Below are 25341 nucleotides of genomic sequence, written 5' to 3'. Positions count from 1 at the left end.
GCATTGCCACGCGATATGATAAGCTCAAAGATAGCTATGCAGCGGCGGTAATGCTTGCTTGTGTCTTTATCTGGTTGCCCCTGATTTGAATTCTATACACACCCTATTAAAATAACAATGGAACAACATGCGGTTATATGTAGCATATTTATCGTGATGACCCTAATATTCGACCTAAGATGTAACATTATTTTAACATTTGTTACCTGACTATTACCAAATAACAAAAAAGGCCGCTTGCAGGCGACCTTTTTCATACCGGGCTGATAATCGCTATTAAAAGCAACTAATAACGAATATGGTGTATTAAATACTAACCAGTAATAGCAGAAGCTAGTTGTTGGGCAAGTTTGGCCAACTGCTCATGATCGGCCATTACAGCAGCATGATGACCTAGCTCATGGATATTGGTAGGAATAAGATGTACATGATAATGGAACACTGTTTGCCCTGCTTGCGCACCATTTAGCTGCATTTGAATAATTCCTTCACGCGCAAACACTTGGCGCTGCGCCTGCATGACTTTTTGAGATGTCATCAAAACAGCAGCTGCATACTCTGGTTCAAGGTCGGCCAAATCAACAGCTTTTTGTTTCGGTATTACCAATACATGACCTTCCGCTTGCGGCATGATATCCATAAAGGCTAGGGTTTTATCATCCTCATACACTTTATGACACGGAATATCACTGGTTAGCATTTTGGCAAAAATATTGTTGTCATCGTACGCTGTGGCTTGTTGATTAATATCAGTCATTATTATTCCTTTCAATGTAATGTTGTCGTTACTAGGGCGTGTTGAACATTCAAATATTAGGGCTGCTGATCGCTAAAATTGCACCAAACTAGGCGCAAGCCGACGATAATGTCGAGACCTTAACTAGGCTTGTAACGACGTTTGGGGTGATTTTAGCATCAGCCTTGAGAACGGATCCAGCAAAGCACTGCTTTGCCCGTTTGCAAGGCGAGAGCTATGCTCGAGTGGAGGGCAGTACTCTTTTTTGCCAATACATGGCGAAATTGTTTCACCTAGAATGACTAGGTATCAAAAATTTCACTGCATATTGTCTAAAAAATAGTCACTGCCAGCACCACATTTGAATGTTCAACACGCCCTGTTTATTGTTTAAAACAGATTGAAGCGTGCGTAATATAGTGGACGAAATATAGGCTAAGCACAAGTTACTACCATGCTCACTATAAAAAATAATACCAGTAAATTACGTTAACAATTAAGCAATTTATTGGCGAGCCATGCCCTTAAAATGTTATATTAACCCTCTATTTTAATAACACCATGTTTATGAACTCGCCTACTTTGACCTCTCAATCAAATAACAATTACGCTAATGTACATCTTGATACCACACTATCAACGACCACATCCGATGATATGATATCTGCTAGTAATACTGAACAAACAAGCACGCAGAATGCGACTCAAATGCTTGCGCCAAACAGTATTATTTTAGCAGACGTACTGACTGACAAAACCATTGCATGGCGAATTCATAACTGTAAAATCAGCAAAAAAACCGTCACTCAAGATTTACCGCTACCTTTTCTGTATCATTATGACAGCTTAGAAGACAGTATCAAACAAACACATCCACTGACACCTGCTCTATTAGCGCAATTTAACACACCGATGACGGCTCAAGCAGCTGCTAAGCTCATCGGGATTGATGCCACACTGCTTGCTAACCCTTGGCAGGTAAAGGTCGTCGGCTCACTGGTCGTATTCAGTGAAACATTGCAATTGGCTGTACGGCTGCATTGGACCAATACGGGCAAAGACGCACAGCAAATTTATACTAAAGAGGCAACAGACGCGCTCACTACCGCATTTAAAGATTGGCAGTTTTTTGGCCGTATAGATGTACTCTATAAAAACAACCGTCAACCCTTAATTAGTATCGACGAACAACACAATGGCACGGAATCGATATTAACGATTGAGACCAGTACAGACTATCAGCTTTTACCGGCCACTCATGCTTTAGCGATTATCGCCAAACTGGACAAAGATAAAGCCGAGCTACCTTGGTTTGAAACAGCCATATTAGAACGTTTGGAGTAGTACTTATCCGTCCTATTTTTTATCACAAGCAGCGAATTATTTTCAGCTATTCATAGCTAATGGTATGGTAGCGACCTAGTATTATTCACTAGTCCTCAAACCGTATAAAAAGCACACTATTGACATCACGGCTGATGCTGCACATTTTAACGAACCTAGCCTATTTGTAAGGAATATCACATGGATTATCGCTCAAAAACCTCTACCGGTGGTCGTAATATGGCAGGTGCACGCGCACTATGGCGTGCAACTGGCATGACTGATGGCGACTTTGGCAAACCTATTATTGCTATTGCCAACTCATTTACCCAGTTCGTACCAGGTCACGTGCATTTAAAAGACTTAGGTCAACTGGTCGCACGTGAGATTGAGCAGGCAGGTGGCGTGGCCAAAGAATTCAATACTATTGCTGTCGATGATGGTATTGCGATGGGCCATAGCGGTATGCTGTATTCGCTACCAAGTCGTGACTTAATTGCCGATTCTGTCGAGTACATGGTCAATGCTCACTGCGCAGATGCTTTAGTCTGTATTTCTAACTGCGATAAAATCACCCCAGGCATGTTAATGGCAGCGATGCGCTTAAACATTCCTGTTGTGTTCGTCTCTGGCGGACCTATGGAAGCCGGTAAAGTCATTGCCAGTACTGTCGCACAAAGCCACAATAACGATGGTGGCAACGGTACACATACCACTGACAATAAAGTTAATGCGATTCGTAAGCTTGATTTAGTCGATGCGATGATGGATGCTGCTGACGATAATATCAGTGACGAAGATGTCTTGGCCATCGAAAGCTCAGCCTGCCCCACTTGTGGCTCTTGCTCTGGTATGTTTACTGCCAACTCAATGAACTGTTTGACCGAAGCATTAGGGCTATCATTGCCAGGTAATGGCTCATTACTAGCAACTCATGCGATGCGCCGTGAATTGTTCTTAAAGGCTGGTCGTACGATTGTCTCTTTGGCCAAACGCCGTTATGAGCAAGATGATGACTCAGTGCTACCACGCTCTATCGCGACCAAAGCGGCTTTTGAAAATGCCATGAGCTTAGATATCGCGATGGGTGGATCAACCAATACTATCTTGCATTTGCTAGCAGCGGCCAATGAAGCGGAAGTTGATTTTAAAATGGCCGATATCGATCGTCTAAGCCGCGGCGTGCCTTGCCTCTCTAAAGTCGCACCTGCTTCACAGAAATATCATATGGAAGATGTGCACCGAGCTGGTGGCGTAATGGCATTGCTTGCTGAGCTTGACCGTGCAGGCTTACTAACCACTGACCTCCCAACTATCCATAGTGCAACGATGAAAGAAGCCATCGACACATGGGATATCATGAATCCAGACAATGCTGAAGCGCGAGCACTATATGTTGCTGCACCTGGTGGTATTCGTACGACACAAGCCTTTTCACAATCCAAAGAATGGTCTAATCTCGATGTTAATCGCGAATCAGGCTGTATCCGTAGCGTTACTCATGCTTATTCACAAGATGGCGGCTTAGCAGTACTGTATGGCAACATTGCTGAGCGTGGCTGTGTGGTAAAAACAGCTGGCGTTGATGACAGTATTTTGGTATTTACTGGCCGCGCGCGTCTATTTGAATCGCAAGATGATGCCGTTGCAGCTATCTTGGATGACCAAATCGTTGCCGGTGATGTAGTAATCATTCGTTACGAAGGCCCTAAAGGTGGCCCAGGTATGCAAGAGATGCTTTATCCAACAACTTACCTGAAGTCAAAAGGTTTGGGTAAAAAATGTGCGCTACTGACTGATGGGCGTTTCTCTGGCGGTACATCTGGCCTATCTATTGGTCATGCCAGCCCTGAAGCTGCTGAAGGTGGTGCGATTGGTCTGGTAGAAGAAGGTGATACCATTCATATTGACATTCCTAACCGTACTATCAACATCCAAGTGAGCGATGAAGCTTTGGCAGAACGCCGTGAAGCTATGGAAGCTCGTGGTCGTGATGCTTGGAAACCTGTAAGCCGTGAGCGTTACGTTACTCCTGCATTACGTGCTTATGCAGCCATGACTACCAGTGCCGATACTGGTGCAATACGTGACGTAAGCCAAGTAGAGCGCTAAACACTAAGTACAGAAACAGCTCAGACTTTAAAACTCTGTTTGTTTTAAGAGTCACAAATATTGAAATTATAAAAAGCCTGCCTATATTGTGCAGGCTTTTTTTCACTAAAAAACAACGTAGACCGTCGTTTGATAACTATTTTTTGCGGAAACCATCATGTTTTGTTGTCATGATAAAAGACAGACCGACAAGTCATTAGTCATCGATCCTCAGTATGGCTCGATAGTGGGCTTTCTTTTATAAAAAAATAACAATCAACTGACTCTCGTGCGTGACTCTTATGATCGAAAACTATAATTTATTCTTATTAGTCTGTGGTGTCGCTTTTTTATTAGGCGCGTTGTTTCCTATTCTCTTTAAACGCACGCCCATCTCTTTGCCTATGCTACAAGTCGGCTTAGGCCTGATAATGGGCTATTATTGGACGACACTATCATTCTTAAATCCTATTGATAATGGCTTAGTCATCGAAAAACTGACTGAAATTGTCGTTTTAGTATCATTGGTTGGCGCGGGTATCAAGATTGATACTGAGCTATCCTGGCAGTTATGGCGGCCGACAGTACGACTGTTACTGATTACCATGCCAATTGGTATTTTTTCGATGGCAGTATTGGGTTATTACACGTTTGGTCTGAGTCTTGGGGCAGCCGTTTTATTAGGTGCTGTACTTGCACCAACGGACCCAGTATTAGCATCTAGTATCCAAGTAGGACCACCGAATACCGGTGGTGAAGACGCACCTCGATTTACCCTCACCTCAGAAGCAGGACTTAACGATGGGCTGGCTTTCCCCTTTGTTTATTTAGCAATAAAAATAGCGGAAGCATTTGATGAAGGCAATCGTTTCACCAGTGAGATGCTTTGGTCGTGGTTTACCCATGATGTACTGTGGAAAATTGGCGCAGGTTTACTGGTTGGTATTGTCGTTGGTAAGGTTCTGGCCAAGCTCGTCTTTTCAAAATATAGCCAAGACACTACTATTTCTCAAGGTTACGTTGTCATCGCCCTGACACTACTAGCCTATGGCTTAGCAGAGTTTGTGCATAGTTATGGCTTTATTGCCGTATTTGTCGCAGCCTTTGCCTTTCGGCGTTCGGAGCATGAGCACAGCTACCATCACAAGCTTCATGATTTTGCAGAGCAATCAGAAGGTTTACTGATGTCGTTAGTACTGGTCACTTTTGGCATGTTTTTAGGTCAGGGATTGCAGTCGGATGTAGAGCTCACGTGGCGCGTTTATATCGTCAGCTTTGCCTTCTTATTGTTGATACGCCCTATTGGCGGGTTGATTGCGTTATCAGGACTGAACCTACCACATACCGAAAAATATGCTATCTCAGCATTAGGTATCCGTGGTATTGGTACGCTATATTATCTCTCTTACGCGATCAACCAAGGCTTTTTCGGTGAGGAGGATACTCTAAAACTATGGGTTGTCTGCTCAATTGTCATTTTAATATCTATTTTTATACATGGTATCAGCGCCAAAAGACTGCTAAAAATGACGCCAAACAACCCTCATTGATATTATTGATACATTTTTTAGTACTGTTTGAGCGCTGTATCAACCGAGCTAATCACAAACTCCGTTAGAGCAAACTGACGAATATCATTGAGCATCGTAACGTCAAAGTTATGAACAAAAGCAAATGACAATTGACGCTTAGGATCACACCAAGCAGCCGACCCGTTATAACCCATGTGCCCGAACCCTTGCTTGCTGATATCAACCACTTCACTGTCGATATTTTGACAAAGGCTAAATAGTCGATGATAACCCAAGCGCCAATACATAGACGCTGGCATGACGGAGTCTAAACCTGTGACGTGCGGTTTAGAGAGCTGCTCAAACGTTGCACTATCAATAATGGTTTGTCCTTGCCATTGACCACCACAGGCCAGCATCGCGTAGATGGTTGCCAGTGCCTGTGCTGAAGCTACCCCATTGGCCGCAGGAATCACGGCTTGTAATATCTCACGACTATGGTAATCGATTGCTTCTTTACCAACAGGTATGAGCGCCGCTTTATAGTTTTTTAGATTCAGTTTACTCGTATCAAAGTACAAACGATTGATATGGGCGGTACTCAATATAGGTAAGTTTTTTTGCTCATTATCCTGACTAGGGTTTACGACTTTTTCATTAGCTAAAGCTTGTTGCTGCCAACAAGTATAATTGGGCAGACGAGCATAAGCATCTAAGGTGCTTTGTGAGTCTGCCTTTAAAGTTGGTTTGTGACGCTTATGACGCAGTTTTTCACTACCCTCATCTGATACTTCAAAATCTTTGGCCAGCTTTGCCACTTGGTTGACTTTATTATCTGGCACACCGAAATAACAGCTGTCGGCAATGCCTAAAGGTTCGGTTAGATAACGGCGCAACGCCTCAGCCAAAGATAGATTGGTAACAGCTTCTATTAGACCGCCTAATATCCAACCATAGACCAAAGCACTATAAGCGCTATCATATAACTCGCTATGCTCCGGTAGCGTAATTGCCATCGTAGCAATTTTATTGAGCATATGCTCCCAATCCAGCAACGCTTCACTATCAGCATTAGTACTTTGAATGGAAAATAAATTAGCTTGGTGTGACATCACGCTACGTAGCGTAATATCCCCTTTATTCTGTGCCGAAAATGCTGGCCAATAATGCGCAATAGGCGTGTCATAATCTAGTATCTGCTGCGACACCAACACATGTACCAATGTCGCCAATATGCCTTTACCTGTCGAAAAATTAATGGCCAAGGTATCAGGTTGCCAGGACATATCTAAACGTGCCATACCCGTACTTGCTTGAGCAATACATTTGCCAGCCTGATAAACAACCACAGCACCACCTGCTGGCGCATCATCAAGTTGCAAGTCGGTGAGTAATTGCTGCAAGCCTTGCTGAAGTTTAATATTAATATCGTTATGCATATGCTGATTACTTTTATTGTTCTCGCTCATGACTGCCCTGCTTTATTTTATAAAAAAGCTAAGTCTCAAAGTCTCTTAGCGCTGGATATTGTAGCAGATCAAAAAACACGATTGGCTTACCATGAGTGATTTCTAGCCTCGTTTTCTTGACAACCATCATTTTTTGCGTGGTTTTACCCATTTATATCAACGTAAAATCAATTATTTACTCACAAAAAAGGCCACCATTTGGTCGCCTTTTCGTTCGTCAAACATGATTATATTCTAACGCGGCACTAGTAAACGATTATGAACCTCTTCGGCAAGCTTAGTCAAACCATGACTACGCCCACGTTCCATCGCTGTATCCATTTTACGCCCACGCAGCCAACCTGCACGCAAGGCTATCGCAGCGCCTGCTCTATTGCCAGTACCACAGTGCAGCGCAGTTTTTTTGCCGTGATGCTGTCGTAAAATATTATCAAATGCCAATATTTTCAGCTGCTTTAAGTCAGCAGCACCGCTAATAGGCAAATGTTCATAATGCATACCTGCACGCTCGACAGCTGCTGCTTCATCAAAACTCAACTCATCATTAGGCTGCAAATTGATAACCAACTCAACGCCTGACTTTGCTAATGCTGCCACTTTTTCATCATCCAATGCACCACATACAATGGTGTTTGCATCAGGACGAAAATAAGGCTCAAAAATGTTAGCAAGGTCGATACCGTTATCCTGAATATTTTGGTCAGAGTCAGTACTGGTGCTACCAGTCTCAGCCCTATTATCAGTAGTCTTGATATGAGCAACATGATCATTGGCGGCTGAATTTTCTGGGCTTGTTACTTCTGTATATGAAGTCATAATTATAAATTTATTCGTTAAGTTTGCTATTGAAAACTTTTGTAATGAGCATCTGTTATCTTATTTTCTGATGGTTATTGATCGATACTCTGCAATCTAACCGTACCTAACAGATGCGGTTTGTCATTTTTAGCGCTATATAACCCAAACTCACAAGTATCATCTGTGCTCTCAAGCTTTGCAACTGGTTCAGCAATAAGCTCAACCTCTGCTGGCAAAAAGATAGGTAGCTTAAATGCGACATCAACCGTACAAGCATCTGGTAACTCGCCCATCATACCCAAACATTTGGCCTTTGACCACATACCGTGAGCAATAGCTTTTGGAAAACCAAAAGCCCGCGCAGATAGCGGATGTAAATGAATCAGGTTGAAGTCACCCGATACAAAGGCATAGCGACGACCGATATCCTCTGGTACTTCAAAGATACTATGGACGCCTTCCGGATTAACATCTGGTTTGGCCACTATCTGACGTGGAGTGCTTTTTTTATCTTTGCTATTACTTGATGTTTTGCTACGAGACAAATAAGTTGAAGTACCTTCCCAGATAACTTCACTCTCTGATTTCACAGTCGTCACAAAATCAAACTGCTGACCTTGAGCATGATCACGCAGATTATCAAAGGTAACCGACATGGCAAACGTTTCACGCTCACCAATTGAACGATACTGAGTTACACTATTGTCAACGTGTACCAAACCCAACATGGCAAATGGAAACGGTTCTTTGACCATCATATTCATTTGCAAAGTTTGTGATAATACTGAAAAATATGTAATTGGGACTTTACCATTATCAGAAAAACCGCAAATTTTACGATAATCGTTTAAATTCCCTTGGTCGATATGCAGATCATCCACAAAATAAGTCGCTTGAGGTAGCTGTTCTCGACTAATTTTGCCATTATTGACAATAGGTAATAAGCTTTTAACGATATTGGCGTAGGTCGTATGCGCTTTTGGCAACGCATCATAATGCTTGTCTGACATAATAAATCCTAAGTGGGGCTAGAGCAAATTTTCTTGGTGCATACAGAGATGCTATTAAAGTCGTTCGTTAAGGCTGACCAACCAACAGTGTCCTAAGCGCTATACTCAATCCAAAGTATAAGTAATCTACGTGGTTTTAATGCGTGGTTCAAGCACTTATTTTACAGCAATTTTTTTCTGGTTTTTGGGTTTATAGTTTCTATTTTTTTTATTATAAAGTTTCTATGTTTTTATCATAAAAAAGCCACCCTCGGGCAGCTTTATTACAAATTATCATCAATTTTTTCGTAAGCATGTGTAAGGTAAATAAAAAATAACAATTAATATCAATTACTTAATAAAAAATATTACCCCTGCCTACCTAGAAACTAGTGCTATGCACCTAGTAAGCTTTGACCACATACACGGACAGTATTGCCATTCAAACCACCAGAAGCAGGTGATGCAAACCATGCGATAGTTTCTGCAACATCTACTGGTAGTCCACCTTGGCTCATTGAGTTCATACGACGCCCCGCTTCACGAATAGCAAATGGAATGGCTTCAGTCATCTGGGTTTCAATAAATCCTGGCGCCACGGCATTAATTGTCATACCTTTGGCATTGTCCTCTAGTTGCTTAGCAGTCGCATTAACTAGACCAATAACACCCGCTTTCGAGGTGGCATAGTTGGTTTGACCTAAGTTACCCGCGATACCAGAAATTGAAGACACACAGACAATACGAGCGTCATCATTTAAGACATTATTATCAAGCATATAACGGTTTAATTTAGCGATACTGGCAAGATTGATATTAATAACCATATCCCATTTTTGCTCATCCATCTTCGCTAAGGTCTTGTCACGGGTCACCCCTGCATTATGAATCACTGCATCCAAGCCGCCGCGTTTTTCTGCCGCATCTGCAATTTCAGCACCTGCATCGTCACTGGTAATATCAACAGTCAATACTGAACCACTGATTTCACTAGCGACCTTTTGCAGGTCAGCTTGTTGCTGCGGCACATCAAGACAGATAACATGAGCGCCTTCGCGAGCCAACACGCGAGCAATCGCTTCACCAATACCACGACTTGCGCCAGTAACCAGCATGGTTTTGCCACCTAAAGGCTGCGTCCAATCTACCTCAATTGACGTGCCTTTGCTAACACGTACGACTTGTCCTGAGACATAAGCTGAACGAGCTGAGGTGAAAAAACGTAACGTTGAATCTAAGTTTTGCTCTGCACCTTCTTCAACGTAGACAAGCTGTGCCGTGATACCACGTTTGAACTCTTTGCCTACAGATTTTACAAAGCCTTCAAGTGAGCGTTGAGCAAGTGCTGTATCAATATCAGAGATTTTTTCTGGTGGGCGGCCCACAATAATAACGCGACCAGATTTTTCAACACGGCGAGCCACAGTATGGAAAAATTCATACACCTCTTTTAGCTGCTTAGCATTGCTAATATTACTAGCATCAAACAACAGCACTTTAAACTTATCATCACTATCAGTATTAATCTTTGTCTCAATACTCGCATCAGCAAGCGTATCTTTGATATCGTCGCTGCTATTTACATAAACATCCGCATGTACGTCTGACAAAATACGTGATACTGACGCACTCACGCTTTTATCATCGCCACTAGCACGGCCAACCAAAACACTACCACGTACTAGATTTTCACCACTTTCGAAACGATCAAGTGTCACTGGTAATGGTAAGCCTAGGTTTTTCGCAACCTTTTTACCAATAGAAGATTGAACAAAATCACCATAATGGTCTGACATAATATAATCCTTATAAAAAATAACTAGAATCGTAAATTAAAAATGCAATGTTCCTATCATATAGACTCGGCAACATTATAATTATTGATATTTAGTAAGTGCGTACAAAACTGGCCTAACTATACACTGCCATTATAAACAAGTCCAAAAACTGAGAATGTCTACAAAAATCTGTAAACAAGCTAGTACACAAGATGGCAACTTTTTGTAGACTAAAAAAGCATCGTATCATGCTAGAATTAGACCTATAAGTTATAGAAAGTTTATTTATCGATAACAATATATTATCAAATTAGCTTTTATGCAATGCTAACGGTCAATATCAACCTGTCCACAGAAACTATTTTGAACGCCGTATGGTGAGTGATACTACAAGCCCTATCTTCAGCTTGCAAATCTAGGACGTATCATCATGTAGATTGAAACACTTAAAATAAAAAAATAACCGTGAATACAAACATACTGGCAAAATTCTAACGATATTAAACTATGTCAAGATCATCAAATATATGCATTTACTGGGCTATTTACTCAATCTAAACATTACACTTTAAATGGGCTGAATTTTGTGAAACAGAGTCAAATGGCTTGCTGATACTTGGATACTATTACTTCCATGCTATCTTTACGACCTTTCTTATTAGACAGCAATTTATCCCATCTCTATCATCAAAATGAGGTCACACCCTAACCTCATTACAAACGTCACATAATTTGCTAAAGATATACAGTAAGGTCATAAAAACGACTTGCCATAAACAGCCATACTGCGCAATAAATGATAATATTGATTTATCATCTTGAAATATTGCACCAAATACTAAAAGTTAATTGTCTTTTTTATCGTTACTTCACCTTTCTTCTACCCGTATTTTTTAAGGATAATATTATGAGTAATAAAAACAATCACCCTGATAGTCCTGTTATCGAAAGCACTGTCGTAAAAGTCAGTGATGTAAAAACTAAAGAGGCAAAAGCAACCTCTACTGACAGCACTCAAAAAGAGGCAGCCGTTAATACCATTGTTAGTGATTCAAAAAAAGAGAACGTTGCGGAAGAAGTTGCTGTTCCAAAAGCAGCTAATACTGCCAAAAAAACCCACTCAACCAAACCTAACTCAAGTCTAAAACGCGTGGCTGTTTTAGGTGGTAACCGTATCCCATTTGCTCGCTCGAATGGTTCATATGCTGACGTCAGCAACACTGATATGCTATCAGCCGCTTTGGATGGTTTGATTGAACGCTACAACTTGCAAGATGAAGTGTTAGGTGAAGTGGTCGCTGGTGCAGTTATGAAACTGAGCCGTGATATCAACCTTACTCGTGAAGCCACATTAAATACAGCCCTAAATCCACACACACCAACTTATGACATTTCACAGGCTTGTGGTACTGGTTTACAAGCGACTTTCGCTTCTGCCAATAAGATCGCATTGGGCCTTATCGATTCAGCCATTACTGGTGGTGTCGATACCACCTCTGACGCCCCTATCGCGATTGGCGATGGATTACGTAAAGTCCTGATTAAATTGGGTGCAGCGAAAGACAACAAGCAGCGTCTAAAAGCACTGATGGGTTTGAATCCAAAAGACTTAATAGACTCACCGAAAAACGGAGAGCCACGCACTGGTCTATCAATGGGTGAGCATCAAGCAATCACTGCGCTTGAGTGGAACGTTAGCCGCGAAGCCCAAGATGAGCTTGCTTTTAACAGTCACAAAAACCTAGCACGCGCTTATGATGAAGGCTTTTTTGATGACTTAATCACACCATATAAAGGTCTGACTCGTGATAATAATCTGCGCCCAGACACAACGCTAGAAAAGCTGGCCAAACTAAGGCCTGTATTTGGCAAAAAGAATGCCAAACCAACGATGACAGCAGCCAACTCTACTCCATTAACAGATGGCGCTTCTTGCGTGCTATTAGGTACTGATGAATGGGCAAAAGAACACGGCCTTAAACCATTGGCTTATATTGTCTATCAAGAAACAGCTGCGGTAGACTTCATTGGCAAATCTGGCACAACTGAAGGCTTACTGATGGCACCTGCTTATGCCGTACCACGTATGCTGAAACGAGCTGGCCTAACGTTACAAGACTTTGATTTTTATGAAATTCATGAAGCTTTTGCATCACAAGTACTGTCAACATTAGCAGCTTGGGAAGATGAAAGTTTCTGTGAAGAGCGTTTAGGACTGGATGCACCACTTGGCTCTATTGATCGTAGTAAGCTCAACGTTAATGGCTCATCATTGGCAGCAGGTCATCCATTTGCAGCTACTGGTGGTCGTATATTAGCGACTGCAGCTAAACTACTGGATCAAAAAGGCTCTGGTCGTGCGCTTATCTCTATCTGTGCAGCAGGTGGTCAAGGAGTAACGTGTATCTTAGAAAAATAATCAAGATACCTTGTGTTTAGCCTATTGAGATGACTATCGAGTGAATTGAGGTCACCCATTAGCTTTATAAATACTAAAATAACAGGAATGCACTAAGTTATTGCCTTACTCAGTACATACCATAAAAAATGTCCTTTAATTCATGTAAAGGGCATTTTTTATTGCCTATAGTTTGTTATTATAAAAGTGAATTAGGGAGTAGCATTTTACAAAACTTGATATGCCAACCAAAGGTAACATTTATGGGTAAAACTAAATATTTGTTAAAACAACTACGGCAAATCATTTTTGGTTCTGAAAAAATCAACATAACCGAGCCCAATACAACAGCTGATTTTCAGTCTCTAACAACCAAAGAACACATTGATCAATATAATCGCGAACAAGAAATTCTATCTGAGCGTATCGAAAAAGAAGTGCTTGATGATGAACTGCGACGAAAAATGCACCAAGACTTAATCGATACCTATGATGAAGAGCTAGAAAATGAAATAGATGACTATGCGCGTGACTTTCGTTTTGACGGACGCGAAATGAGTGATCAAGAAAAGCTAGATCGTCGTACATACTTCCATGAACTGGTACGACTACAACGAGAGCTTATCAAACTACAAGATTGGGTAGTAGATCGCGGTGAGCGCATTATCGTCATCTTTGAAGGACGAGATTCTGCTGGTAAAGGTGGTGCTATTAAGCGTATCACTCAGCGCCTAAATCCAAGAGTTTGTCGTGTTGCAGCCCTACCCGCGCCAACAGAACGTGAGCAAACGCAATGGTATTTTCAACGCTATGTCGCCCACTTGCCAGCCGCAGGTGAAATTGTACTGTTTGACCGTAGTTGGTATAACCGCGGTGGTGTCGAGCACGTGATGGGCTTCTGTACAGACGCACAGTATGAGGAGTTTTTTCAATCGGTGCCTGATTTTGAACGTATGTTAGTACGCTCTGGCATTCGTCTGGTGAAATACTGGTTTTCAATTACCGATGACGAACAACATGCGCGTTTCATGAGCCGAATGTATGATCCGCTCAAACAATGGAAACTTTCACCGATGGATTTGCAATCACGCCGGCGGTGGGAAGACTACACCAAAGCAAAAGAGACCATGTTTGAACGTACCCATATTCCTGAAGCTCCATGGTGGGTCGTAGAAGGCAACAATAAAAAACGTGCAAGGCTAAACTGCATCGCACACTTACTCGACCAAATTCCTTATAAAGAAGTGCCTCGTGATGAGGTTGAGTTACCCAACCGTAAACGCGATGATGAATATTATCGTGAGCCTATTCCAAATGATATGTATGTGCCGCCTCGTTATTAACATGCCTCATCAACAGTCGATATTTCTCCAAATTTATTTAAAAACAGCTCATCAAAAAAGCAGCCTTATATCAAAATATAGGGCTGCTTTTTTATGGTGATATCTATTTAAAACCAATCGTAATAGAGAAAATAGTCATCAATATTAATATCACATGGTATAAGTCGACTGCAAGCCATCTATTTTACCAGCCAACAATCGCTCAACTTCATTTTTAATTCTTTGACCAGCAATGTCAGTACCAATTTGTACCGCAAAACCTGCTGGACGACTACCTTGTGTTTTAGAGTTTATCCACACCACCTTACCATTCATAGGTAAACGTTCGCTTGAATTCGGTAAAGTCACAGCGATAAATACCTCATCACCTAACTGATGCGACTGGTTAGAGGGTACAAATAAGGCTCCATTACTCACAAAGGATAAGTAACTGGCATATAACGTCTCGATACTTTCCATATGGCAGGTCAATACTCCGCCGCGTCCTGGCATTGCCATAGTTAGCTTCCTTTATTAATTAGGTTGATTATATTGTTATGAGTGACTAACGGTATGTAAACTAAAGCATCAGTGATATATTAAACTATATCCAAACAGCATAAAAACTACTTTATAAATATGCCATTTCCTGCATTAGCTTATCATAGGCAAATTTTTCTTGCACATTTTGTTGCAGAGAAATTTTGGTCTGTTGCAAGCTATTCGCAAATGCCTCTAAACCACTAGCAGCCGGTTGATAAGACTCTAATAAGCCAGATAGATTGACGTCTTTTTGCAATTCATCAAGCCCTAAACAAACACGGCGTATATCAAGCAACATCAATTCAGATAGCTGAATAAATTCAACGATACTTAACTGGTTTTGCCAATAATCACTGGCAGCTATACTACTACGCTTACCACTACGCAATGCTTGCCACGTCGTCAGCCATAGTCCACGCTTGCTATACCACACCGCTTGCGCCAATGCTATCGCCGCTAAAGGCGCACCATTAGCTAATTGTATCAGTTGATGAATGGCATCTGTACCAACTGCTTCTCGGTTGACCGTATGTCCTAATGCCTGTGTCACATAATCAGCAGCTAACCTCGGCTCAATCGCCTGTAACGCCAATTGCTGTACGCGGCTTTTAATAGTTGGTAATAGCTGCGAAGGTGTATCACTGATCAAAAACAAATGAACTTGTGCTTGCGGTTCCTCTAGGGTTTTGAGTAGCGCATTAGCTGCAGCAATAGTCATTTTTTCAGCATGATCTAACACACATATCCGCAGTCCTTGTCCACCTTGATAGATAAAAGGTTGCAAGGCTCGGATATCATCTACTTTAGTCTTTAGAACACTATGACTAGCTGCTTTACTAGTTTTTTTATTTTTGGCAGTGCTGCTCAGATTTTCCTTCTTAGCAGTATGATCAACACTCATCGGTGTGCTGACCAATGGCAAGACTTGTAAGCTTGGATGTGTACCTGATCTTAGCCATTGACAGCTCTCACACACGCCGCAAGCACCTGTTGGATGGCTATTACGGGTACGACATAACAACCAAGCGACCAATCGCCATACAAAAGCTCGCTTACCCATGCCCTGCATACCTGCTGCCAATAATGCATGTGGCAAAGGTTGCTGCTGTAATACTCGTTGCGTTAGTTGTGACCATAACGTTTGCTGCCATGGTAATAAAGGTGCAAAATAAACATCATCTGCAACGCTGGTATTATCTGTTATATCACTCATCGTTACCGTCCTGTCACATTGCTCGATTATTTAAGAGATAGCGTGTCAGTACGCTATAAATACAGTGATGATATTTTGGTTAGGCTATCATTTAATGGGGTTTTGAAAGTCAGCCAAGCTCATGCTGTTTAGGCGATCCAAATCTTCTTGTGTATCAACACCTGCAGGTAAGTGACAATCTGCTTGTGCAATCGCAATATGTCCACCATTTTCCAAAACACGTAACTGCTCTAAGCTCTCAAGCGTTTCCAGCGGTGTTTGTGACCAATGTACAAATTGCTGCAATAGACGCACGCGGTACGCATATAATCCTAAGTGGCGATAGGCGTTTTTTGGTGTTTGTTTTTGTTCTTCATTAGCTAACACAGCATCACGGTCACAAGGAATAGGTGCTCGACTAAAATAAAGCGCACGCTGTACATTAGCGGACTGTTGACTCACCACCTTTACTACCGACGGACGCATAAAGGTTTCATAGTCATCGATAGGCTCACATAACGTAGCCATTACGCTATCACTATCTGCTACCAAGAGTGCTTTGACTTGCTCCAATAACAAAGGTGGAACCAGTGGCTCATCGCCCTGCATATTGACCACGATATCATGATCAGCCCACCCTTTTATGGCAGCAACTTCTGCCAAACGATCGGTACCTGATGCATGTTCAGCACTAGTCATGACCACATCAAAACCCGCTTCCATACAGATCTTTGCTATTTGCTCATTATCAGTGGCAATACACATATCATCAGCAAATTTCGCTGTTTGTGCTTTTTCAGCGACCCATAGAATCATTGGCTTACCATGTATTTTTAGCAGTGGTTTACCAGGTAATCGTGTGCTTTTGAAACGAGCAGGAATGACAATATGAGTTTTAGCCGGCATAACAACTGATGACATGGTTAATTCCTATAGAATTTTTTATATGACTATAAATCTTTACTTTTATAATAAACGGTATTTCCAATATTTTGACTAGGGCATGTTGAACCGTTACAAATAGGTACTGCTGATCGTATGAACACAAAGCCTTAGGCTAAAAACTCCTCAGGCTCAATTGTATTTATATCGGTGCAGTCCTGATGCCTAATGTCTGTAGCTGCTGTTGTAATGCATCATAACAACTATCAGAAAGTGCAGCCGTTACCGGCAATACCCACAGCCTATTCACCAGATTTTCGCAATCATCGTTAAGTGGTTGCTTAGCTGTATATTCGAATAACAAGGCTTTTATTTTTACTGCATCCTTGCTGGTTATAACAATCGGATAATCGTGATACTGCAACAGCTCAGCCAAACTAAAATCATGATGATCAGGATATGCATGCCCAATGACATCAAAACCCAGTGAACTTAGCGTATCAAAAAACCGCTGCGGATAGCCGATACCACTCACAGCATGTACTTTTTTACCAGTACTAGGCGCATCAGCACTGGCCTTAATACTAATTATTTGAACATCAGTTACTTGAGGAGCGACTACAGTAGGTTGCCACAAGCGTTGCATATTTTCAGCTGTCAGATGCATTGTCAAACGGCTGCTTTGATACTGGCTATTTCCATCGTTGCTATCATCTAAATCTGCGCTTAGCTTTTCATGATAGATAACAGTTGCGCCTTTTAAACGTGAAATAGGTTCACGTAAAAATCCAGTGGGGAGTAATTGTTCATTACCAAAACCCCGTGACGCATCGACGACAATCCACTCGATATCACGTTGTAAGGCATAATGCTGCAAACCATCATCAGCAATAACCAATTGCAAATCTGGGTGCTTATCCAGCAAAGTAGTGATTGCCTGTTTACGATTGGGACATACCGCCATTGGCACATTGGTCGTATTAACAATTAAACAGGGCTCATCTCCGACCACACTAGGCAAGCTATCTGCACTAACCAATGATGGCATCTTATTAGTATCACCACCATAACCACGGCTAATGACACCCACCTTGATACCTTCTCCTTGCAATTTATTTACCAAAGCAATAATCAATGGTGTCTTGCCACTACCACCAACACTGATATTACCAATAACCATCACTGGGACAGGGGCTCGATAACTTTTTAACAGACCTAGTTTGTATGCCTGACGGCGAAGCATCGAAATGATTCCGTACAGCCAACTGATAGGTAGCAATAACCATAACCAACCAGCTTGGCGTTGCCATGCTCGCGTTACTGTCGTCTCAAAGCTCATAATTATTGACTACTTATTCTATAAGTTCAGTATGGCTAAAATAGTAAAACCGTTCCAAAATATTAGACCCTATTAACTATTCGCAAATAGATACTGTCAGTGCCATACTCGAAGGGTTAAACACGCCCTAATAAACACACTTATTCAAAGTCGCGGTCATACATTTGTGCATAATAGCCTTGTAATTTCATCAACTCTTGGTGCGTACCTAACTCTACAATCTGTCCAGCATCTAACACAGCAATGCGATCAGCTGACTCAATGGTCGTTAATCGATGAGCAATCACCAAGGTCGTGCGGTCTTTCATCACATTATCAAGTGCTTGCTGAATATAATGCTCTGACTCATTGTCTAGCGCGCTGGTCGCCTCATCTAAGATCAAAATTGGCGCATCTTTTAATAGCGCTCGAGCAATAGATAAACGTTGACGTTGCCCACCAGATAACTGTAATCCTTCAGCTCCGATTTCACTCTGATAGCCGTTTGGCATTTGCATAATAAAATCATGAGCAAAAGCATCTTTAGCAGCACGCTCAACTTCAGCTTGTGTTTTATTGGCTAGGCTGCCATAAGCGATATTGTTAAATACTGTGGTATTAAACAGCACCACTTGTTGATTAACCATCGCAATCTGAGAACGTAAACTCTCTAACTTAATATTTTCAATAGGCATACCATCTAACGTAATCTGCCCTGAAGAAGTTGATAAGGTACGTGTCAGTAAATTAACTAAGGATGACTTACCAGCTCCGCTTCGTCCTACTAATGCAACGGTCTCTCCTGCACGTATATCTAAAGTGAAGTCACTCAGTGCCACTGTTGAATCTGGGTACACCAAGCTGACATCATTCAGTTTCATCTCACCTGATAAGTTCGAGCTAAGAGTGCCTGTATCTTTTTCTTCTGGCTCATCGAGCAAAGCAAAAATTGACTCACCTGCCGCGATACCTTTTTGTAGCTTTTGATTGACATCCGTTAGCGAACGCACAGGTTTACTGAGCAACCCTGCAGCGGCTATATAGGAGATGAACTCACCAGCTGAAATATTATCAATCACCGATGGACGCAGTGCGAGCCATACAACAACCGACATAGCTATTGCCATCAACAGCTGTACGGCTGGTGTATTAATGCTATTTGTAACGACTATTTTCATACCTTGGCGTAAGTTCTTTTTTGATGTTTTATTAAAACGTTCAGCCTCGTATGCTTGTCCCCCATAGTTTTTGACCACTTGATAACCACCAATGACTTCGTTGGTAATATGACTGACATCACCCATCGTCTCTTGAATACCTTTAGACAGCTTAAGGTAGCGCTTGGATGCGATACGAATTAGCCACAGAATTGGCGGCAATACGAGAAACAAAATTAAGGTTAAGCGCCAATTGCTATAGAGCAAAAAGCCTATCAATGCTAATACTGTCAAGCCATCACGTAGTACAGTCTTCATTGACTCTGTACTAGCAGCAGTTACCTGCTCAACATCAAATATGAGCTTCGACGAGATCGTACCTGCTGGATTGGCCAAATAAAATGAGCTTGGTAGACGCAACAATTTATTAAAAACTTCCACTCGCAACTCATAAACCAAATTGCGCGAAACCAAAGCAGAATAATAGTTACCCAAAAAACTACCTAAACCACGCACAAAAAACAACACCACAATCAATAATGGAAACAAATTCTGTTTGCTCTGATCACCTTGATTGATAGCATCAGTGATGTACTGTAAAAGTTTGGCAACCCATATCTCTGTCCCCGCATTAATAGCAAAACCTAAAATAACCAGTATCAAGGCCCACCAGTAAGGCTTGAGATAACGTAGTAGACGCAGTAGCGTCTGATGTTTAGGGGTGCTTGATGGCTTTGCTGACAACTTTTTAGCAGCATTTTTATTAGCGTTGGGTTGGTATGCTTGGCTCATAAAAGCCTCAATTTGAGTATCTTGGTATGAATGGACTGTACTCAAAGTACAGTTTTATAGGAGTGTTTGTGACACTAAAACAGCAATCGTCAATTCACAATAATTCAGATATTAAAAAGTGAGTAACAGCACTACAGATAGTAGACTGAGCGAAAATAACACCGTCTCTGATTCATAAGAAATTGACTATCTATTACTGCGGTAACGGCTGACCAAGTGGCACAACTGTGCTGATATTAAGGTTCAAGAATCCTAATTTTCCCGCAATGTCCATCACCCTTACAACAGATTGATGAGTGGCATTGGCATCTGCAGCAATTACAAATAGCATGTCACGATTACTACCCGCTTCTTGCTGTAGCATACTGGTCAATTCAGCCTCATTACTGCTAGCAAGCGTGATACCATTGACCAAATAACTACCATCTTCTTGAACGGCTACTTCGATGCTGTTTTGTTGTTCTGTTTGCTCAACACCTTCTGCTTCAGGAAGAATAATATTTAAACGACTAAAATGATTAAACGACGTTGCAAGCAGCAAAAACACGATCAAAAATAGTAAGCAATCAATCATTGGTGTTAGATTAATCTCAAGTGGTTCAACGGTTGGTTTTCTAAAGCGCATATCACTCTCTTTAATATTTTACTGTGCTTTGACATATACAACCGTCTACAAATACTATTTTCTAAAAAAACAGTAAGGAAAACGAGTGCAAATGCTATGCATTATAGGCTAAACGATTTTGACACAGCCAATTATATTTTTGGGGTTTTTATAAAATAAACAAGAATATTAAGAAGTCGCTGCTGCATCTTTATGCTTTGAGCTTAAGGCATCTAACGCAGGTGTACTCACTACGATATTTTCCAACGATGCATTAGAATCAGACTCTTTAGCACCAAAACTCTGTGTATTTCCTAACAAATGGTAATCATACAGCTCTTGAATCATTAATCCCGCTTGGGTCTCAAACTGGGCATTGATATCAATGATACGGCGCTGAAAATAACGATAACCAACCAATGCAGGAATAGCCACAATCATACCAGCGGCAGTAGTAATCAATGCCTGTGACACCCCAGCAGCAAGCATGGTTGGGTCTTGCATTGCGCCATCAGTGATTGCCAAAAACGAAGAAATAATACCCAATACCGTACCCAACAACCCAAGCAACGGCGAGATTGCACCTATGGTGCCAAGCATATTAATATTTTTTTCTAACTGATGCACTTGCACGCTCGCACGGTTCTGCATATGCATTGTCATAGACTCTAAACCATACTCACGATACAGCAAACCAGTCGCCAAAATATCACCCAAAGGTGTCTTTTCTTTGACATTCATCAATTGCGTACGGCCAATACTACCATTTTCACGTAGGCGAGTTATCAGCTGTTCGCGTAACCGGCCAGGTACAATTTTATTAAATTGTAAAGTATGACTACGCTCAATAATGATAACTAGTGCTAATATTGAGCACACTACGATAGGCGTCATCAACCAACCACCTGCTTTTACCAACTCCCACATACTAACTCTCTTTTATACTTTTATAAAAATAGTGGTAACTAAGATAGCTCAACTTTGTACAACCATGACAAACCTGATAAATATCTTAAGCCTGTGCTTCTATGTGTTTAATCAAAGCTGCTAACTGATCTTCATTTTGAAAGAATATCTCAACACTACCATGCCCATCTTTTTTATGCTTAAGCTTAACTTCAGCGCCAAGCATGTCTGTTAATCTCTGTGTCAAACGCTCAGCATCACGAGACTGTGCTTGTTCGGTACGATTAGTTTTAGAGACCGGTTGCAAAATTGACTTAACAAGTTTTTCAGCTTCACGTACGGTCATCCCACCATCGATTATTTTTTGGGCAATAATCGGCTGTTGTTCAGAAGATAAAGCTAGAAGTGTGCGAGCATGACCCATATCTAGTGCGCTGGTTGCTAAATGGTCTTTTACCGTGTCGTGTAACTGATTCAGGCGCAGCAAGTTCGATACTGTTGTACGTGCCTTGCCAACAACTTCCGCAATCATCGCATGACTCATACCAAACTCAGTATGAAAACGTTGTAACGCTGCTGCTTGTTCAATCACAGACAAATCTTCACGTTGGATATTCTCAATCAAGGCAAGTGCAATAGCCAACTCATCAGATAATGCACGCTCAATTGCTGGGATAACGGCTTTACCAGCCATTTTTGCAGCACGCCAGCGACGTTCACCGGCGATAATTTCATGGGTAACAAACGCTTCACTCTTATCTTCATTGGCCAATAATGGTCGAATCACGATAGGCTGCATAACACCATGCTGCTCAATCGAAGATGCCAATTCAGCAAGTGCCGTTTCACTCATGTCACGGCGCGGCTGATACTTTCCTGCTTGCAAAAGCGTTACATCGATTTGCACCAAGCTAATTTGGTCTTCACTACTAACCTCTACTGCATTCACACGGTTCTTATTTGCAGTATTTTTAGCAACGTTTTTATTAATAGTGCGTGCCGCTCGTGTCTTACGATTGCCATTTTCAGCAGTATCGTTCGCTACGGTATCAGTCTCTGTGGGCTGTGCAGTCCGTTTCTCATTGACTGGCATGTTAGTCGCATTTCGCGTATCAATATCTGGTGTTTCAGCTGGCAAAGTCTTATCACGTGCCACTACATCATCTTGCAAGGCGGAGGCGGTGATTTGCTTTTCTTTTTTGATTGACCCTAACAAGGCATCTAAGCCTCGGTTGGCAGCCAACCCTCTTTTCTTCGCCATGATTACCTATCCTCTAACGCTAAAATAAAAGCCAAATAATGATTGATGCGGCTTACTCGTAAATATGATATTCGATGCTTATTTGTCTAATTTGTTCTGTGTACTTATAACCAGACTTTTTTTGATTACTAACAACTATCAGCTTTGTTTCATCACTTCAGCGGCCAGCTTTTGATAAGCGCGAGCACCTTTTGACCATCTTTCGTACGCGATAACAGGTAAACCATGTGCAGGTGCTTCTGCCAAGCGAATATTTCTTGGAATATGTGTCTTATACATGATATCGCCAAAGTGAGACTCCAATTCAGCAGATACATCACGAGCCAAGGTGTTACGCGCATCAAATAGCGTCCTCACGACACCGCGTATATACAGTTTCGGATTTAGCTCAGTTAGTCGCTCAATCGTCTGTGACAAATCTGCCAAACCTTCTAATGCATAGTATTCACACTGCATCGGAATAATAACACCATCGGTGGCAACCAGCGCATTAATCGTCAACAAGTTCAAACTGGGTGCACAGTCTATCACGACATAATCATAAGCGGGTTTTTTAGCCGCTATCTGATCGCTGACTAATGTCGCCATCGCTGTCTTGAACAGTTCATGACTATTAGTTTTATTCATCAAGGTGATATCCATACCAGCCAAATCACGATTAGCACCAATCACATCAAATCCTGCTGGACTGGTCACAATCGCCTCCGACAGTGAGACACCATCAAGCAAGACATCAGCGATGGTCAGAGTCAGCTCATTTTTATCTACACCTGTGCCGCTGGTCGCATTGCCTTGTGGGTCTAAGTCAATCAGTAATACATGCTTACGCTTAGCAGCCAAGCTAGCGGTCAAATTTACCGCTGTCGTGGTTTTCCCCACACCGCCTTTTTGATTCGCGATTGCTATGATTTCCATACACTCACTCAGTTTAATTAGAATTTATTACTATTATTTTTACTTTAGCCACTACAATATTTGCTACAAATATTTCAATCTGTCAAGCCAAGGCATCGTCCCTTGGGACATAAGACATATCAACTCTTCATTATACAAACAGCTCGCTTGATATCAATGCCATTCAATCATTATGTCGTTGTCATACAGACATAAACTCTGGTTCACAAAAAAAGTAATGGCTGTTTGCTAACTAAAAGGTGCTCATAGCTTAGACATTTTTGCGAAACAATTCAATTAAATGACGACTGTCATGCAAACGTGGCACTTTTAGCTTAATGGTTTTAAACTGCCAATCACTGTCTAGTACCTGTAACTCTTCATCACTCGGCACCTTACCTTTCATGGCACATAAATAACCGTCTTTTGCCAGCCTTGGCTGTGCCACCTCAACAAAATCTATCAAGCTAGCAAAGGCCCTAGAGGTAACCACGTCATAACTCGCTTCATGCGCTTCAATACGAGAAGCAATAGGCGTCATATTACTCAAACCAAGTTCGCTACTAATCTGCTTAATAAAACGGATTTTTTTCTGATTACTATCAAGTGCGCTACATTGACGCTCAGGTTGACAAATAGCAATAATTACCGCAGGTAATCCTGCACCAGTACCGATATCAAGTAACGACCCCGATGGCAAATGCGTTATAATAGCCAGGCAATCAATCACGTGTTTGATTAAAGCTTCTTCAGGATCGGTAATCGCCGTCAGATTATACGCTTTATTCCACAACAAAAGCTGGTCTAAGTACAATAATAATGTGCGCTGCTGTGTCTCACTTAAAGATAGACCCAGCTCATTTATTGCCTTTGCTAAAATATTGGCTAACGCTGGTAATTGTGAGCCAAGCTTAACAAAGCCAGTCGGATCAATACGGATATTGCCGATACTAGCAGACGACAAAGTAGTTTTAGCAGAATCTGACATACAACGAGTTACCCAGTTTTAACATGTTAACCGTCTATTTTATCACGCACTTTGCTCATTGAATAGTTGCAGATTGCACCAATGTTAGACATCTTATACTATCTACACTTAGATTGAGACGTTATTCTACTTCGGTAGTCGTAAACTCACTGTTAATTTTCATCTATTTTACTCATCTCACTAGAGCACGTCCTCATTTTAAAAAATAGTGGTCAAAATAGCCAATCTCAGTCACACAAAGTGCAACATAAATAATAACTGGCACAAAATCCATAACGAATATAGCTACTCTACCCTCTCAAGACGATATACCATATACCTATGATTGAACAGATACCTGCACCCAATTCTCAAATATCACGAAACACTAATAAAAAAGATACCAATAA

At 41.5% G+C, this 25341-nt stretch carries 20 protein-coding genes and 1 pseudogene; 6 read left to right on the top strand and 15 right to left on the bottom strand.

All coding sequences use genetic code 11. The features are described from left to right. Window positions 1-89: pseudogene (locus tag EI164_RS04350) on the top strand (IS5/IS1182 family transposase); the annotation flags it as partial. Window positions 90-313: 224 nt separating this feature from the next. Here the strand turns inward: EI164_RS04350 and EI164_RS04345 are convergent. Next, window positions 314-757: an HIT family protein gene (locus EI164_RS04345; RefSeq protein WP_192518772.1), complete on the bottom strand. Its 444-nt coding sequence runs from the start codon at window positions 755-757 to the stop codon at window positions 314-316. A gap of 546 nt (window positions 758-1303) precedes the next feature. On the opposite strand from EI164_RS04345, the gene EI164_RS04340 reads away from it, so the two are divergent. The 3 genes from EI164_RS04340 to EI164_RS04330 all read left to right on the top strand — a co-directional run bounded on the left by EI164_RS04340 (window position 1304) and on the right by EI164_RS04330 (window position 5700). Further along, window positions 1304-2080, top strand: a complete 777-nt coding sequence (locus EI164_RS04340) for a hypothetical protein (RefSeq protein WP_192518771.1) — start codon at window positions 1304-1306, stop codon at window positions 2078-2080. Between the two features lie 180 nt (window positions 2081-2260). Further along, the gene (ilvD, locus tag EI164_RS04335; protein ID WP_192518770.1) at window positions 2261-4171 is read left to right on the top strand and encodes a dihydroxy-acid dehydratase; all 1911 of its coding nucleotides are present in this window, start codon (window positions 2261-2263) and stop codon (window positions 4169-4171) included. A 281-nt stretch (window positions 4172-4452) separates the two neighbouring features. Continuing rightward, window positions 4453-5700, top strand: coding sequence for a cation:proton antiporter (locus EI164_RS04330; protein WP_192518769.1), 1248 nt, complete (start codon window positions 4453-4455; stop codon window positions 5698-5700). 17 nt (window positions 5701-5717) lie between these two features. On the opposite strand, the gene EI164_RS04325 is transcribed toward EI164_RS04330, so the two are convergent. The 4 genes from EI164_RS04325 to EI164_RS04310 form a co-directional block, all read right to left on the bottom strand. Further along, entirely contained in the window at window positions 5718-7130 is a 1413-nt protein-coding gene (locus tag EI164_RS04325) for a serine hydrolase domain-containing protein (protein ID WP_192518768.1), read from the bottom strand. Window positions 7131-7364: 234 nt separating this feature from the next. After that, window positions 7365-7946: a beta-lactamase hydrolase domain-containing protein gene (locus tag EI164_RS04320; protein ID WP_192518767.1), complete on the bottom strand. Its 582-nt coding sequence runs from the start codon at window positions 7944-7946 to the stop codon at window positions 7365-7367. Between the two features lie 74 nt (window positions 7947-8020). Continuing rightward, entirely contained in the window at window positions 8021-8938 is a 918-nt protein-coding gene (locus tag EI164_RS04315; RefSeq protein ID WP_192518766.1) for a MaoC family dehydratase, read from the bottom strand. A gap of 374 nt (window positions 8939-9312) precedes the next feature. After that, entirely contained in the window at window positions 9313-10713 is a 1401-nt protein-coding gene (locus EI164_RS04310; protein ID WP_192518765.1) for a 3-oxoacyl-ACP reductase, read from the bottom strand. Between the two features lie 889 nt (window positions 10714-11602). On the opposite strand from EI164_RS04310, the gene EI164_RS04305 reads away from it, so the two are divergent. Together EI164_RS04305 and ppk2 are read left to right on the top strand one after the other, a co-directional pair. Then, a complete protein-coding gene (locus tag EI164_RS04305) occupies window positions 11603-13114 on the top strand; it encodes an acetyl-CoA C-acetyltransferase (RefSeq protein WP_192518764.1) in 1512 nt (503 codons plus the stop codon). A gap of 242 nt (window positions 13115-13356) precedes the next feature. Next, window positions 13357-14436: a polyphosphate kinase 2 gene (ppk2, locus tag EI164_RS04300; RefSeq protein ID WP_263972657.1), complete on the top strand. Its 1080-nt coding sequence runs from the start codon at window positions 13357-13359 to the stop codon at window positions 14434-14436. Between the two features lie 150 nt (window positions 14437-14586). On the opposite strand, the gene EI164_RS04295 is transcribed toward ppk2, so the two are convergent. From EI164_RS04295 to rsmG, 10 genes are all read right to left on the bottom strand, one after another. Further along, a complete protein-coding gene (locus EI164_RS04295; RefSeq protein WP_192518763.1) occupies window positions 14587-14934 on the bottom strand; it encodes a PilZ domain-containing protein in 348 nt (115 codons plus the stop codon). 112 nt (window positions 14935-15046) lie between these two features. Further along, complete coding sequence (locus tag EI164_RS04290) at window positions 15047-16171, bottom strand: DNA polymerase III subunit delta' (RefSeq protein WP_192518762.1); 1125 nt, start codon at window positions 16169-16171, stop codon at window positions 15047-15049. Between the two features lie 87 nt (window positions 16172-16258). Beyond that, the gene (kdsB, locus tag EI164_RS04285) at window positions 16259-17071 is read right to left on the bottom strand and encodes a 3-deoxy-manno-octulosonate cytidylyltransferase (RefSeq protein ID WP_192518761.1); all 813 of its coding nucleotides are present in this window, start codon (window positions 17069-17071) and stop codon (window positions 16259-16261) included. 163 nt (window positions 17072-17234) lie between these two features. Beyond that, entirely contained in the window at window positions 17235-18371 is a 1137-nt protein-coding gene (gene lpxK / locus EI164_RS04280) for a tetraacyldisaccharide 4'-kinase (RefSeq protein ID WP_192518760.1), read from the bottom strand. A 140-nt stretch (window positions 18372-18511) separates the two neighbouring features. Beyond that, window positions 18512-20299: a lipid A export permease/ATP-binding protein MsbA gene (msbA, locus tag EI164_RS04275; protein WP_192518759.1), complete on the bottom strand. Its 1788-nt coding sequence runs from the start codon at window positions 20297-20299 to the stop codon at window positions 18512-18514. Between the two features lie 193 nt (window positions 20300-20492). After that, window positions 20493-20924, bottom strand: a complete 432-nt coding sequence (locus tag EI164_RS04270) for an ExbD/TolR family protein (RefSeq protein ID WP_192518758.1) — start codon at window positions 20922-20924, stop codon at window positions 20493-20495. 168 nt (window positions 20925-21092) lie between these two features. Next, complete coding sequence (locus EI164_RS04265; protein ID WP_225739103.1) at window positions 21093-21830, bottom strand: MotA/TolQ/ExbB proton channel family protein; 738 nt, start codon at window positions 21828-21830, stop codon at window positions 21093-21095. 85 nt (window positions 21831-21915) lie between these two features. Then, window positions 21916-23070, bottom strand: a complete 1155-nt coding sequence (locus tag EI164_RS04260) for a ParB/RepB/Spo0J family partition protein (protein ID WP_192518757.1) — start codon at window positions 23068-23070, stop codon at window positions 21916-21918. Between the two features lie 138 nt (window positions 23071-23208). Continuing rightward, the gene (locus tag EI164_RS04255; protein WP_192518756.1) at window positions 23209-23985 is read right to left on the bottom strand and encodes a ParA family protein; all 777 of its coding nucleotides are present in this window, start codon (window positions 23983-23985) and stop codon (window positions 23209-23211) included. A gap of 250 nt (window positions 23986-24235) precedes the next feature. Further along, window positions 24236-24952: a 16S rRNA (guanine(527)-N(7))-methyltransferase RsmG gene (rsmG, locus tag EI164_RS04250; protein WP_192518755.1), complete on the bottom strand. Its 717-nt coding sequence runs from the start codon at window positions 24950-24952 to the stop codon at window positions 24236-24238. Window positions 24953-25341 lie beyond the last annotated feature (389 nt).

This window comes from Psychrobacter sp. FME13 (genome assembly GCF_014861395.1).
In the GTDB taxonomy this organism is placed as follows: domain Bacteria; phylum Pseudomonadota; class Gammaproteobacteria; order Pseudomonadales; family Moraxellaceae; genus Psychrobacter.
This window is presented reverse-complemented; position numbering and strand designations above follow the sequence as displayed.

What these genes read in the sequence shown, in the direction of transcription:
- EI164_RS04345 (WP_192518772.1), bottom strand. Translation starts at nt 757, where the DNA reads ATGACTGATATTAATCAACAAGCCACAGCGTACGATGACAACAATATT.
- EI164_RS04340 (WP_192518771.1), top strand. Translation starts at nt 1,304, where the DNA reads ATGAACTCGCCTACTTTGACCTCTCAATCAAATAACAATTACGCTAAT.
- ilvD (WP_192518770.1), top strand. Translation starts at nt 2,261, where the DNA reads ATGGATTATCGCTCAAAAACCTCTACCGGTGGTCGTAATATGGCAGGT.
- EI164_RS04330 (WP_192518769.1), top strand. Translation starts at nt 4,453, where the DNA reads ATGATCGAAAACTATAATTTATTCTTATTAGTCTGTGGTGTCGCTTTT.
- EI164_RS04325 (WP_192518768.1), bottom strand. Translation starts at nt 7,130, where the DNA reads ATGAGCGAGAACAATAAAAGTAATCAGCATATGCATAACGATATTAAT.
- EI164_RS04320 (WP_192518767.1), bottom strand. Translation starts at nt 7,946, where the DNA reads ATGACTTCATATACAGAAGTAACAAGCCCAGAAAATTCAGCCGCCAAT.
- EI164_RS04315 (WP_192518766.1), bottom strand. Translation starts at nt 8,938, where the DNA reads ATGTCAGACAAGCATTATGATGCGTTGCCAAAAGCGCATACGACCTAC.
- EI164_RS04310 (WP_192518765.1), bottom strand. Translation starts at nt 10,713, where the DNA reads ATGTCAGACCATTATGGTGATTTTGTTCAATCTTCTATTGGTAAAAAG.
- EI164_RS04305 (WP_192518764.1), top strand. Translation starts at nt 11,603, where the DNA reads ATGAGTAATAAAAACAATCACCCTGATAGTCCTGTTATCGAAAGCACT.
- ppk2 (WP_263972657.1), top strand. Translation starts at nt 13,357, where the DNA reads ATGGGTAAAACTAAATATTTGTTAAAACAACTACGGCAAATCATTTTT.
- EI164_RS04295 (WP_192518763.1), bottom strand. Translation starts at nt 14,934, where the DNA reads ATGGCAATGCCAGGACGCGGCGGAGTATTGACCTGCCATATGGAAAGT.
- EI164_RS04290 (WP_192518762.1), bottom strand. Translation starts at nt 16,171, where the DNA reads ATGAGTGATATAACAGATAATACCAGCGTTGCAGATGATGTTTATTTT.
- kdsB (WP_192518761.1), bottom strand. Translation starts at nt 17,071, where the DNA reads ATGTCATCAGTTGTTATGCCGGCTAAAACTCATATTGTCATTCCTGCT.
- lpxK (WP_192518760.1), bottom strand. Translation starts at nt 18,371, where the DNA reads ATGAGCTTTGAGACGACAGTAACGCGAGCATGGCAACGCCAAGCTGGT.
- msbA (WP_192518759.1), bottom strand. Translation starts at nt 20,299, where the DNA reads ATGAGCCAAGCATACCAACCCAACGCTAATAAAAATGCTGCTAAAAAG.
- EI164_RS04270 (WP_192518758.1), bottom strand. Translation starts at nt 20,924, where the DNA reads ATGCGCTTTAGAAAACCAACCGTTGAACCACTTGAGATTAATCTAACA.
- EI164_RS04265 (WP_225739103.1), bottom strand. Translation starts at nt 21,830, where the DNA reads ATGTGGGAGTTGGTAAAAGCAGGTGGTTGGTTGATGACGCCTATCGTA.
- EI164_RS04260 (WP_192518757.1), bottom strand. Translation starts at nt 23,070, where the DNA reads ATGGCGAAGAAAAGAGGGTTGGCTGCCAACCGAGGCTTAGATGCCTTG.
- EI164_RS04255 (WP_192518756.1), bottom strand. Translation starts at nt 23,985, where the DNA reads ATGGAAATCATAGCAATCGCGAATCAAAAAGGCGGTGTGGGGAAAACC.
- rsmG (WP_192518755.1), bottom strand. Translation starts at nt 24,952, where the DNA reads ATGTCAGATTCTGCTAAAACTACTTTGTCGTCTGCTAGTATCGGCAAT.